The following is a 12431-nucleotide window of genomic DNA, read 5'->3' on the forward strand; positions in this document are numbered from 1 at the left end:
TGCTGCTCGCAGCGGCTGATTTCGCGCGAAATCGCCACCACGCATCGCGTTCTAAGTGGCCCGAGGTCAGTTGACGCAGGGGATCCCGCCGTCGGAGGTGATCGGCTGCTGGGCGTGCGCGGTGCCGTCCAGGCGCAGCCGCGCCGCCGGCGCCAGGCGCGGCGGGTCCGGGTTGGTCAGCCTCTCGAAGAAGCCCTGCGCCGCCGCCGGATCCACGTTGATGATGTACTGCCCGCGGTCGTCGCGGGCGCCAGAGTCGGAGACCGGCAGCGTCACGAACGTGACCCGCCCGGCGGCCAGTTCCTGCATCTGCTGCACGAAACCCAGCGGGTCCCAGCCCTCGTCGAGCACCACCGCGCGGCGGGTCGCCTGCACCAGGTCGTTGATCATCCCCGGGTCGGTGAGGGTACCGGTGGACAGCACCTTGTTCGCCAGCCCGGCCATGAACACCTGCTGGCGCACGATCCGGTCCAGGTCGCCGCGCGGCAGGCCGTGCCGCTGCCGGACGAACGCCAGCGCGTCGCCGCCGCTGATGGTGTGCCGCCCGGCGGCGAAATCGGCGCCGGAGTCCTTGTCGCTGGTGGCCTGCTGGAGGCAGACATCGACGCCGCCGACGGCCTCGGTGAGCTCGAAGAACCCGACCAGGTTGAGCTCCGCGTAGTGGTCGATGCGCACCCCGGTGAGGCTCTGCACGGTCTGCACCAGCGCGCGCTGCCCGGCGAGCCGCGCGGCGTGCTCGATCTCCGACTCCGGCATGCCGTCGCCCCGCAGCTTGTCCGCGGTAACGCTCTTCGTCAGCCCGTAGACGGCGTTGATCTTCTCGGGCCGGCCGCCCGGCACGTCGGTGTAGGTGTCGCGCGGGATGGAAACCGCGGTCGGCTGCGCGGTGTTGTGCGGGATCCGGATCACCACGAGGCTGTCGGTGTTCAGGCCGCCGACGGCCTCGGTGCGCAGCTGCTTCAGCACGCTTTCCGGAAGCGGATTGCCCTGCGCGTCGGTGCGGCTGTCGCTACCGACCAGCAGCACGTCCGTCGCGCCGTCGTCAGCGGGCGGTCCCGGCGGCGCGTCCGCGAGCACCTTGGCGGAGCTGACATCGCTGAGCCGGTCCACCACGATCCAGCCGATGGCGGTGAGGGCAAGCACGACGGCCGAGACCAGCGCGAGGAGGCTGCGCCCGGCGATGCGGATCCCGGCCCGCTGCGGGCCGACCGACTCCGCCGCCTCCGGTTCCCGTTCCGGTTCGCCCACGTCGTTCCCCCAACCGTTGCGTGCCGACGACCAAGGTTAACCGCCAGGGGAACCCGTGAGCGGCAGCCCGGCGATTAACCTCGTAGGTGAGACGCGCTCAACTCGCCGACGTGACGCCGGTCATCGAATGCAGGGCACGCCGTCCGCGGTGATCGCGGGCATGTCGTCGGTCTCCGGCTGAGCCAGGAGAGGGCCCGCCTGGCGCAGACCGTCGAGCTGGACGGTCTGGGCAGAAGCGAAGTTCTGCGTGCCCGGACCCTTGTAGTCCTTGCCCAGGTAGACCTCGACGCTGCCGGACTCGACGCTGGATCGCACCTCCGTCGGCACGCCGCCGAGGGAGTCTGACACCTGCTTCGCGGCGGCCTCCTCGCCGGTCGCGTAGTAGATGACCGAGCGGTCCATGGTGTCGGCGTTGGAGCTGCCGCCGGCCTTGAAACCCTGCCCGGAGATCTCTTCGAGCACCCGCGCGGCCAGCCCGCTGACCCCGGAGGCGTTGTAGACGCTGACCGAGGTCGCGGCCCGGGCCTGCATCGCGACCTGCTTCTGCTGCCGTTCGGTCGGCGACAGCAGCAGATCCGCGGCGAACTGCCGGACCTCCGGGATCTTGATCGTGACGTCTTCCGAGCCGGACGAGCCGACGAGGTGCACCGGTGCGGTGAAGAACTGCACGTTCCCGCCCGCGATGCCCTGTATCTGCTGGGCGAAGCCGAGCACGTCGTTGGCCAGCGCGGGGTCGAGGATGACCGACTTCTGGATGGCGTTGACCAGTTCGGTCAGCTTCGCCGGGTTGGTCAGCGTGCCGGTGGACATGACCTTGCGGGCCAGCGCGGACACGAAGACCTGCTGGCGCCTGCCGCGGTCGAGCTCGTTGATCAGGCCCTTCCGCTGGCGGACGAAGGCCAGCGCGTCGGCGCCCTGGATCGTCTGCACGCCCTTGTGGAAGTTCGCGCCGGAGTCCTTGTCCTTGGTGTCTTCGAGCAGGCAGACCTCGACGCCGCCGATGGCGTTGGTGACGTCGTAGAAGCCGAGCAGGTTGACCTCGGCGTAGTGGTCGATGCTGACGCCGGTGACGTCCTCGATGGTCTTCAGCAGCAGCTGCTTGCCGGCCAGCCGGGACTTCTCCTCCAGCTCCTTCGGGTCGGTGACGCCGTCCTTCCTCAGCTTCGCCATCTCGGCGTGCTTGCCGCGGTTCATCGTCTCGGTGAGCTTGGTCTTGCCCTCCCCGAGACCGACGTCGACGAGGGTGTCGCGGGGGAAGGAGATCGCGCTGGCGCTCTGCCCGCCGTTGGGGATGCGGACCAGGATCATCGCGTCGGTGAGGTCACCGCCGTCGTAGCTGGTGCGCAGCTCGCGAAGCACGTTGTCGGGCAGCGGATTGCCGAAGGCGTCGTTGCGGCTGTCGTTGCCGATCAGCAGGATGTCGGTGGCGCCGTCCGGGGCGCTCAAGCCCTTGCCGATGACGTCGGCGGTGGAGGTGCCGCCGGCCCCGGGCCGGAACATGGCCCAGCCGAACCCGGTGGTGCTCAGCACCAGCACGGACAGCAGCGCGAACAGCGCCCGGCCGAAGTTCCGCGCGCCCCGGCGGTTGCGCCGCCGCTGCCAGACGTCGCCTTCCGGGGGGACCTCCGCGTTACCCGAACGGGGGGTCGAGCGGCGCCGGGCGTCACTCTGCGCTGGCCTGCGGCCGGGGCCGCCGGGCGACGGGGCAGCGCCACCGCGCCGCCCGCCCGACGGGGTGCCGCCGGACGCCGGCCGGCCCTGTCCGCCGGGGCCGCGGGGCGGCACGGATCTACCGGGCTGACCCTGCGGGCCACCTGGCCACCTCGGCCGGTCCTCCACGCCGAATCCTCCTTGGCCTGTCGGTGAGCGTTACACCTTGGCGAAGTGATTTTGCTCGTGTTCCGGTTGCAGGCTAGCGGTGAACCTGGGGCGGGTGGGCAGGTCCCAGTAACAGGGGTGACATCACTCATAAGGGTTAGGTGTCTTTGTGACGCTGAGTAACGCGGGAACCTGCCTCGTAGCGCGCCGTGTCATGCCAGACTGCGGACGCGGGCCCGCTGCGGGCCGCGGTAAACCCGGCGAGGAAGGGCGCAATGCGGATTCTGGTCACCGGTGGGGCCGGCTTCATCGGCTCGCACTACGTTCGGCAGCTCCTCAACGGCGCGTATCCCGCGTTCTCCGATGCCGATGTGATCGTGCTCGACAAACTCACCTACGCGGGCAACGAGGCGAACCTGGCGCCGGTCGCGGACAACCCGCGGCTGAAGTTCGTCCGTGGCGACATCTGCGACCGCGAGCTGGTCGGTGGCCTGATCACCGACGTGGACGTGGTCGTGCACTTCGCCGCCGAAACCCACGTGGACCGGTCGATCACCGGCTCGGACGCCTTCGTGCTCACCAACGTCGTCGGCACGAACGTGCTGCTGCAGGCCGCGCTCGACGCCGGTGTCGGCAAGTTCGTGCACGTGTCCACCGACGAGGTCTACGGCTCCATCGACGAAGGCTCCTGGCCCGAGGACCACGCACTGGAGCCGAATTCGCCGTACTCGGCGGCGAAGGCGGGCTCGGACCTGCTGGCCCGCGCCTACCACCGCACGCACGGCCTGCCGGTGTGCATCACCCGCTGCTCCAACAACTACGGGCCCTACCAGTTCCCGGAGAAGGTGCTGCCGCTGTTCATCACGAACCTGATGGACGGCGCCCAGGTGCCGCTCTACGGCGACGGGCTCAACGTGCGCGACTGGCTGCACGTCGGCGACCACTGCCGGGGAATCCAGCTGGTGGCCGAATCCGGGCGGCCTGGCGAGATCTACAACATCGGCGGCGGCACCGAGCTGACCAACAAGGAGCTGACCGAGCGGCTGCTGGCCGAACTCGGCGTGGACTGGTCGATGGTGCGGCCGGTGGCGGACCGCAAGGGCCACGACCGCCGCTACTCGGTGGACCACGGCAAGATCGTGCAGGAACTGGGGTACCGGCCGCAGGTCGACTTCGAGACCGGGCTGCGCGAGACGATTCGCTGGTACCAGGAGAACCGCGACTGGTGGGAGCCGCTGAAGGCCCGCGCGGAGGCGGCGAAGTGAGCCGCCTCGCCGTGCTGGTCCCGGGCGGCCGCGGCCAGCTCGGCTCGGAGCTGGCCCGCATCCTCGCCGCGCGGTCCGGCGCGCTGGTGCACGCGCCCGGCTCCAAGGAACTGGACATCACCGACGCCGAGGAGGTCGCCGACGCGGTGGGTTCGTTCGCGGAGGCGGCGAAGGACGCCGAGCTGGAACCGGTGGTGATCAACGCCGCGGCCTACACGGGAGTGGACGCGGCGGAGTCCGATCCGGATCGCGCGGCCCGGATCAACGCCGAAGGCGCCGCCGACCTGGCGAAGGCCTGCCGGAGCAGCGGCCTGCCGCTGCTGCACGTGTCGACGGATTACGTGTTCCCGGGCGACGGGACCCGGCCGTACGAGCCGACGGACCCGACCGGGCCGCGCTCGGTGTACGGGCGCACGAAGCTCGAAGGCGAGCAGGCGGTGCTGGAATCCGGCGCGCGGGCCTGGGTGGTGCGCACCGCGTGGGTGTACGGAGCGCGCGGCGGGAACTTCGTGAAGACGATGATCCGCCTGTCCGGCGAGCGGGACTCGCTGTCCGTTGTGGACGATCAGATCGGCTCGCCGACCTGGGCGGCGGACCTGGCGAACGGCCTGCTGGAACTGGCCGGGCAGGTCGCCGAGCGCCGGGACCCGAAGCAGAAGGTGTTGCACTGCACCAATTCGGGCCAGGCGAGCTGGTTCGAGTTCGCCCGGGCGATCTTCGCGGAACTGGGCGCGGACGAGAACCGGGTGAACCCGTGCACGACGGCGGACTACCCGCTCCCGGCACCCCGGCCGGCCTACTCGGTCCTGTCCGACGCGGCCTGGCGCGAAGCGGGCCTGACCCCGATGCGCCCCTGGCGAGAAGCCCTGGCGGCGGCCTTCGAAGCGGACGGCGAAGCCCTCAGGGGAAGGTGACGAAGTCGCCTGACCCGGTGAAGCCGACCGCGAAAGGCCGTGCCAGGGGCATATCCGCTGGCACGGGATCGGGATGTCGGGCATAATGACTACTGCCGAGCCCCGTGGGGGCGAGGAAGGAAGGCCAGGTGACCCGGGGTATTACTGGGAGCCTGGCCTGACGTCTTTCTAGCTTCAGCAGCCCGTGTCGATCTCTACGTCGTACACGCGATCGGCCAGCATGTCGCGGTACTTGGAGCGGCCGAGACGTGCTGCTCGGCAAATGCCTGCGATGGCGTTAGCGGCCCAAAGAAGGGGCTCGACAGCGCCCGAACAATGATCGACGTGAAATCGTGCCCTTGCCGGGAGAAGGTTTTGTCGGGCTGCGGTCACGGTTCGCACGTCACGTCGGTTGAGGTTCGCAGACCGGGCCTCGAGCAGCAGTGTGTCAACCCCGAATCCGTGTAGTTCGACGACGAGGTTCGTCAGGCACTTGGCGCGAGCCCTTTCCTGCTTCTGGATAGGTACGGGCGCGCCGATGACGACGACATGCATCCCGTCGAGATCAGCTAGCTTCTTGACCATCCGCAATTGTTCAGTGGGGCCCATGTCGTACCAGTGGAGCTTTCGGTGCTTGCCTCGGAGTGCTAGCAGTGCTTCACCGGCGTCGGTCAGGATTTGGGGTTCAAAGACGACGCCTGTGAGCACGTAGAAGCCGTGCTCCAGGTGTTCCCGGAAGGACTCATCGCCGTATGCAACAGGCACGAGGGATCACGGTAACGGGCTGGTCGAATTCTCTTTCGAGCGATACGGGATCCCCTGATGGTCGCCTGATGCGGTGGTTTTCCTAATTTTTAGGCAAAATTGGGAGTTCGGCCGCCTTCGCGGCGGGCATGATGGCGGTGCCTGATCCCGCGGGGAGACGGAAGGAAGGCCAGGTGACCCGGGGCATGACTGGGAGTCTGGCCTGATGCATGTCTGGGGTGTGTTCAGGTCGTTGCGCGTTGGTATGCCGTGATCGTGGTTTCCGCGCAGGCCCGCCAGGTGAAGGTTTTGGCCCGGGTGCGGGCGTTTTCCGCGTTCGGCGGGTTGGTCAGGGCTTGGTGCAGGGCTTCGTTGAGGGCCGCCGGGTCGCCGTGGGGCGCGAGGATCGCTTGGCCCGCCGTGACTTCGCGGAGGGCCGGGATGTCCGAGCACACCACCGGCGTTCCGCAGGCCATGGCTTCCAGTGCCGGTAGGCCGAATCCCTCGTCGCTCGAAGGCAATACGAGCGCGGCGGCGCCGGCGACCAGGCGGCGCAGGTGCTCGTCGGGGAGGTAGCCGGTGCGGATCACGCCGCCCCGGCTGCCCGGCTCTCCAGGACCCGCGATGACCAGTGGGGGCAGGTCGGGGCCGTGGGCTTCGAGCAGCGTCGGCAGCCCCTTGCGGGGACCTTCGGCGCCGACGAACAGCAGGTACTCCGACGGAAGTCCATAGTGGACTTTCAGCTCGGAATCCATGGGTGCCGCGCAGAACCACTCGGGATCGACGCCGAGCGGAGTCACCAGGACCTTTTCCCGCGGCAGGTCGAGCCGCGCGCTGACGGCGTCGGCCACCGCGGCGGTCGGCGTGCACACCACCCGCGCCCGCCGCGCGGAACTCCGCACGAGATCGGGCAAGTCGGGTTCGGCCAGCGACGGATCGTCCAGGAACGCCAGGTCGTGCACCGTCACCACGCCGCCCGCCCGGATCGACGGCGGAAGCACGAAGTTCGTTCCGTGGACCACCTGCGCCGACCCGGCGAGCAGTTCGACGGGCGGGAAAGCGCCGCGCTGCCAGAGCTTCCGCAGAACCCGCGCCGGAATCGGCGGCCCCACCGCGCGCGTTCCGTTCGGCGCCAGCGAACGCAGCTCCCGCCAGCCCCGGGTGGTGAACCCGATCAGCCGAACGTCCACCAGAGCCGCGAGCTCGCCGACCAGGGAAGCGGTGTAGCGCCCGATTCCGGTGCGCCGGCCGAGCAGCGGCGTGCCGTCCAGCAGGACGCGCAGGTCAGCGCCCACGGAACCGCTCGCCGGCGATCCGCCGGAGCCGCCCGGTCGCCCGCTTCGCGACCTCCAGCGGGCCGCCCGCGTCGAGGTACTCGCGCAACAGCGCGATGTCGCGGCGCGCCGTCTCGACGCGGTTCAGCTGCGGGCTGCGCACGAGCGGCGCGCTCGCCTTCAGCCGGTCGGCGGCCGGGCGCGGGTCGCGGCAGAACTCCGTCAGCGGCGCCAGCACGGATTCCCAGGTGAACCGCTCGCGGACCGGGGCGATGCGGCGGCGGCACTCGGCGGCGAACTCCTCGTCGTAGAGCACCTTCTCCAGCGCCTCGGCCAGCGCGTCCGGATCTTCGGCCGGGACCACGACGCCGATGCCCTCCTCACGCACCAGGTCGGCGAACGAGTCGCCGTCGGTGGTCACCACCGGCAGCCCGGACCACAGGTAGTCCAGCACGCGGGTGCGGAACGCGAACGTCGTCTCCACGTGCTCGAAGTGCGTGGTGACGCCGCAATCCGCGTCGAGCAGGTAGTTCTGCCGCTCGCCGTAGGGCACCCACGTCTCGTTGAAGAACACGAACTTGTCGGTCAGCCCGAGCCGGCGGGCCAGGCCGCGGGTCTGCCCGGCCATGCCCATCTCCGGCACGTCCGGGTTCGGGTGCTTCATGCCGAGGAAGAACAGCCGGACGTCGTTGTGCTGGTGGGAAAGCCGGTGCACCGCGTGCAGCAGCGTCAGCGGGTCGAACCAGCTGTAGACGCCGCCCGCCCACAGCACGACCTTGTCCTCGGCGGCGATGCCGGACCGGTTGCCCTTGATCGCCGGGCCGGTGCGGCGCGGCGCCACCGACGGCAGGCCGAACGGCACGACCGACAGCAGCGAGCGGACCGTCGGGTCGTTGTCGTACAGGCCGGGGGTTAACCGGCCCAGCGATGCGAGGTGGCCCAGCCAGAAGTGCCGCTGCCGTTCCGAGGCGCAGAGGAAGAAGTCGCCGCGCTGCAGCTGGGTGTTGAGCACCTTGGTGACCCCGGCCAGGTCCTTCGCGCGGCGCTCGTCGTCGGTGTCGCGACCCTGCTCCAGCAGTTCCAGGTGCATCGGGTCGTAGACGTCGCAGACCACGATCTTGGTGGACTCGACGTTCTTGAGCGCCGGCACCATCTCCAGCACGTGGCCCTGCAGCACCACGACGTCCGCCCAGTCGACATGGGCGCCGAGCTCGCGCGGTTTCGCCGCGACCACGGCGAAGCGGGACTCCGGCGGGCTGACGAGCGCGTTGACGCTGACCAGCCGCACCTCGTGCTCCGCGGAGAGCACCTCGGCCATGTGCCAGGCGCGGATCGCCGGGCCGGCCATCCGCTCGGTGACCGCGTCGCCGGTGATCACCACGACCTTCCGGGGGCGGCCGAAGAGCTCGTCCAGCCCGAACGCCTCGACCAGCGCGTCGTGCGCGGCGAGGTAGCGCGGCAGCGGGTAGGCGGGCTCCATCGCCTTGCGCATCAACGGCACCAGGTCGGCGTCGGTGCGCACCCGCGCCCGCTGCTCCTCCTCGCGGGACTCCTTCAGCGACGGCAGCAGCTCGACGAACTGGTCGATCGCCAGCATCCCGGCCAGCGCGGACCGGTCGATCGGGACCGGGCTGTCGTCCTCGCTGTCGCCGCGCCGGGTGATCTCCAGCTGGGTCGGGTCGATCTCGCCGCGCGCGGTGGCCCGCCGCACGGCCAGCGCCATCGCGGCGGGCAGCGCCTTCGCCAGCGTCTCGTCGGAAACGTTCTTGTACAGCGCAGCGAGCGCGTTGCGCTCCAGCAGGTAGTGCTCGCGAGCCGAGGAGACCTCGGCCATCGAGGCGTGGTGGCGGTGGAACGTCAGCGAACCCGGTTCGTAGCGGACCCGCCAGCCGCGCAGGTTCAGCCGCCAGCCGAGGTCGACGTCCTCGTAGAACATGAAGAAGCGCTCGTCGAAGCCGTCGAGCGCGGCGAAAAGCTCGGCCCGCACGAACAGCGCGGAACCGGTGCCGAACAGCACGTCCCGGGCCGCGTCGTGCGAGCCGTCGTCGACCTCGCCCGCGTGGCGCTTGTAGCCCATCCCGAACCAGGTCAGCCCGCCGTCGACGAAGTCGATGTGGCGGCCCTCCCAGTCCAGGACCTTGCTGGCGACCGCGCCCACCGTCGGCTCCGACCGCAGCACCGCGACGGCCGCGCGCACCCAGGCGCGATCCGGTTTGGCGTCGTTGTTGAGGAAGGCCAGCACCTGGCCGGTGGCGCTGCGGGCGGCGAGGTTGCACCCGCCGGCGAACCCGCGGTTGGTGTCCGACTCGATCAGCCGCACCTCCGGAGCGGCGGCGCGGATCCGCTCGGCGCTGCCGTCGCCGGAGGCGTTGTCGACGCAGATCACCTCCAGCCGGTCGGCCGGGTAGTCGAGCTCGTCGCGGAGCGCGCGCAGGCAGGTGATGGTGTCGTCCGCGCCGCGGTAGTTGACCACGATCACCGACACGACGGGCAGGGTGCTGTCGGACAATTCAGCCACGCCCTAAAGCGTGCACCATCCCCCGGCACAGCCTGCGGGGTGTTCGCGAAAACGCGGCCATCCCGACACCTGGGCCCGGGTGGAGTGAACGGCCTGTTGACTCCGTCTAGTGAGGTGAACGGGCCGTTCGCCTCACATGCGGCGTTCGCAGGGTGGGTGGGTTGGAGCTGTTCCAGCGTCCGGTGAGATCAGGGCGCGCCGGGGGTGTGTCGGCGCCGGTCGGTGTGTTGGGTGGAGTGAACGGCCTGTTGACTCCGTCTAGTGAGGTGAACGGGCCGTTCGCTCGTCCGCTGGGTTCAGGCTCCCGCCCAGGTGTTCCAAACCTCGCGCCGCGGAACCCGCGCCGTTCGGCCGATCCGCCGACGGGCGCGAAGCGCCGCCGACAGGCCGGCCGCGACCTCGGCCAGCACGCGGAGCCGCAAGGCGACGTGGAAGTTCGCCGCGCCGGGAACGGAACGAGCCCCGGTCGCCCGGCGCAACGGCAGGGCGAGGGTGATCGCCGCGAAGCGGGCGAGCTCCCGCGCCGCAACCGAAGCGGGAGCGCAGCGAAGCAGGGTGAGCAGGCGGTTCCGTTCGTTCCAGCGGTGGAACAGCGTCGAACCCGGCAGCGTCGTCGCACCGTGCAGGTGCGAGGCGGTGGCGTCGGCAGCCGGGACGATCCGGTGCCCCGCGAGGCGCAGCCGCCACGCGGTGTCGGTGTCCTCGTAGTAGCAGAAGAAGTGAGCCGGAACACCGCCGACGGAACGGAGATGCGCGGTGCGCAGCAGCGCCGCCCCGCCGCAGAAGCCGAACACGCCGCCGGAGGCATCAGGCGCGTCAGCGCCGTGGCCGTCGGCCGTGAGCCGCACGCCGGCGGACTGCACCCGGCCGTCCGGCGTGCGGAGCACGGAGGACGCCGCGGCGGCGGAGCCGTCCGCGTCGAGCGCGGCTTCGAGCGCCGCGAGCCAGCCGGAGGCTGGCGCAGCGTCGTCGTTGAGCCACGCGACGTAAGGAGTGTGGATTCGGTCGAGCGCAGCGGCGATCCCGCCGGCGTAGCCGGTGTTGCGGCGTAGCCGCAGCACCTCCGGCGCCGACGGGTGGGCGGCGATGAGGTCGGCCGTGCCGTCGTCGGAGGCGTTGTCGACCACCAGCGTCCGATGTGGACGATCCTGGGCCGCCAGCGCGTCCAGGCACGCCTCGATGTGGTCCAGCCCCCGCCAGGTCACCACGACAACGGTGCTGCGCACCCGTTCCGACGTCGTCACGCCCGAAGACGTTACGCACCAGCGATCCGGCGCCCGCCGCTGGTGGCGCGATCTCGCGATGGTCGAGTTCTCGCGAAACCGTCCGGCACTCACGGAGTGGTGTGCAGGAGCTACTGAGCGTTGCGGGTTTCGTTCGCCCCGGGACCGGCGCGATTTCTCGCGAAGCTGCGCCCCGCCCGCGACCGAACTCCGGCGGTGAGGCGGCGTGGGAAGCTGGGCGGGTGCCCGAGCTAGTCACGATCGCCGAGCAGCTGCTCGCGCCGGTTCCCGGCGGAACCGGCCGCTACACGCGGGAACTGCTGCGCGCGATGGCCGAAACCGCGCCGAGCGGCTGGGAGCTGAGCAGCGTGATCAGCCGCGGCGGTGATCCCGAGGCCGCGCGGGTTCCCGGCGTGCTCGGGCCTCGGGTGCTGCCGCTGCCGCGTCGCGCGCTGATCGCGGCCTGGGAACGCGGCATCCCGTTCTGGCCGGGCGGTGACTCGGTGCACGCCATGACGCCGCTCGCGCCGCCCGCGAAGCGCGGGCGAGGCCTGGTGGTGACGGTGCACGACACGGTTCCGTGGACGCATCCGGAAACCCTGACGCCGCGCGGGGTTTCCTGGCACCGGCGGGCGATCGCCCGGGCCGCGCGGCACGCCGACGCGCTGGTAGTGCCGACCGCCGTCGTGGCGGCGGACCTCGCGAAGCGCGTCCCGGTCAACGCGAGGCTGGAGGTCATCGGCGAAGGCGTCACGCCGTCGTTGCTGGCCGAACCCGACCCGGCCATCGCCGCACGGCTGGCGCTGCCCGAGCGGTACGTGCTGGCGATAGGCACGATCGAGCCACGCAAGGGCTACGAACACCTGGTGCGGGCGATGGCCGAGTCCGCGGCGCCGGATGTGCCGCTGCTGATCGTCGGCCGCCGCGGCTGGGGCGATGTCGAAGTGCTGCGGATCGCGGCCGACTGCGGCGCGGAGCACGTGCGGGTTTTGGAGTCGGTCTCCGACGCCGAACTCGCGGCGCTGCTGCGGAACGCGACGGCGCTGGCCGCGCCGAGCCTCGCGGAAGGCTTCGGCCTCCCGCTCGTCGAGGCGATGGCGCTCGGCGTGCCGATCGTGCACTCCGATGCACCTGCGCTCGTGGAGGTCGCGGGCGGGGCGGGCGTGACGGTGCCGCGGGCCGAACCGGCCGCGCTCGCCGCAGCCCTGCGCGCGGTCGTCGACGACCCCGAGCACCGGGCCGGGCTGATCGCCGCGGGTTCTCGGCGGGTCGCGGATTTCACCTGGTCACAAGCGGCGCGGCAGGTCTGGCGTCAGCATCTCGATATCGTCACCCGACCCGGGCATCCCGGCGGCGCCGGCTAGGACCTCCACCTGGCAAAGCAGGACAGAACACATTTTCGCCGACTCGACGCAGGTTCACCCGTTCGCACCGTAATCTGCTCTGGT

Annotated in this window: 9 protein-coding genes; 3 read left to right on the forward strand and 6 right to left on the reverse strand. The window is 70.7% G+C overall.

The features are described 5' to 3' along the window. Window positions 1-66 precede the first annotated feature (66 nt). Window positions 67-1248 (reverse strand): LCP family protein, encoded by a 1182-nt coding sequence (locus E1288_RS14855; protein ID WP_132485357.1) that lies wholly within the window; start codon window positions 1246-1248, stop codon window positions 67-69. Between the two features lie 120 nt (window positions 1249-1368). Continuing rightward, on the reverse strand, window positions 1369-3087 hold the full coding sequence (locus E1288_RS14860; protein ID WP_235883561.1) for an LCP family protein: 1719 nt from the start codon (window positions 3085-3087) through the stop codon (window positions 1369-1371). A gap of 254 nt (window positions 3088-3341) precedes the next feature. On the opposite strand from E1288_RS14860, the gene rfbB reads away from it, so the two are divergent. Together rfbB and rfbD are read left to right on the forward strand one after the other, a co-directional pair. Next, window positions 3342-4331 (forward strand): dTDP-glucose 4,6-dehydratase, encoded by a 990-nt coding sequence (gene rfbB, locus E1288_RS14865; protein WP_132485359.1) that lies wholly within the window; start codon window positions 3342-3344, stop codon window positions 4329-4331. Continuing rightward, on the forward strand, window positions 4328-5245 hold the full coding sequence (gene rfbD, locus E1288_RS14870; RefSeq protein ID WP_132485361.1) for a dTDP-4-dehydrorhamnose reductase: 918 nt from the start codon (window positions 4328-4330) through the stop codon (window positions 5243-5245). Before rfbB ends, rfbD begins: the two co-directional genes overlap by 4 nt. A gap of 174 nt (window positions 5246-5419) precedes the next feature. Here the strand turns inward: rfbD and E1288_RS14875 are convergent, their stop codons facing one another. From E1288_RS14875 to E1288_RS14890, 4 genes are all read right to left on the reverse strand, one after another. Then, window positions 5420-5989: a hypothetical protein gene (locus E1288_RS14875; protein ID WP_165968119.1), complete on the reverse strand. Its 570-nt coding sequence runs from the start codon at window positions 5987-5989 to the stop codon at window positions 5420-5422. A 224-nt stretch (window positions 5990-6213) separates the two neighbouring features. Further along, complete coding sequence (locus E1288_RS14880) at window positions 6214-7263, reverse strand: glycosyltransferase family 4 protein (RefSeq protein WP_132485363.1); 1050 nt, start codon at window positions 7261-7263, stop codon at window positions 6214-6216. Continuing rightward, window positions 7253-9760: a glycosyltransferase gene (locus E1288_RS14885; protein ID WP_207954353.1), complete on the reverse strand. Its 2508-nt coding sequence runs from the start codon at window positions 9758-9760 to the stop codon at window positions 7253-7255. Before E1288_RS14885 ends, E1288_RS14880 begins: the two co-directional genes overlap by 11 nt. A 296-nt stretch (window positions 9761-10056) precedes the next feature. Continuing rightward, window positions 10057-11004, reverse strand: coding sequence for a glycosyltransferase family 2 protein (locus E1288_RS14890; RefSeq protein ID WP_132485365.1), 948 nt, complete (start codon window positions 11002-11004; stop codon window positions 10057-10059). A 221-nt stretch (window positions 11005-11225) separates the two neighbouring features. On the opposite strand from E1288_RS14890, the gene E1288_RS14895 reads away from it, so the two are divergent. After that, complete coding sequence (locus tag E1288_RS14895; protein ID WP_207954354.1) at window positions 11226-12347, forward strand: glycosyltransferase family 4 protein; 1122 nt, start codon at window positions 11226-11228, stop codon at window positions 12345-12347. Window positions 12348-12431 lie beyond the last annotated feature (84 nt).

The sequence above is a fragment of the Saccharopolyspora elongata genome, assembly GCF_004348985.1.
GTDB lineage: Bacteria > Actinomycetota > Actinomycetes > Mycobacteriales > Pseudonocardiaceae > Saccharopolyspora > Saccharopolyspora elongata.

What these genes read in the sequence shown, in the direction of transcription:
- rfbB (WP_132485359.1), top strand. Translation starts at nt 3,342, where the DNA reads ATGCGGATTCTGGTCACCGGTGGGGCCGGCTTCATCGGCTCGCACTAC.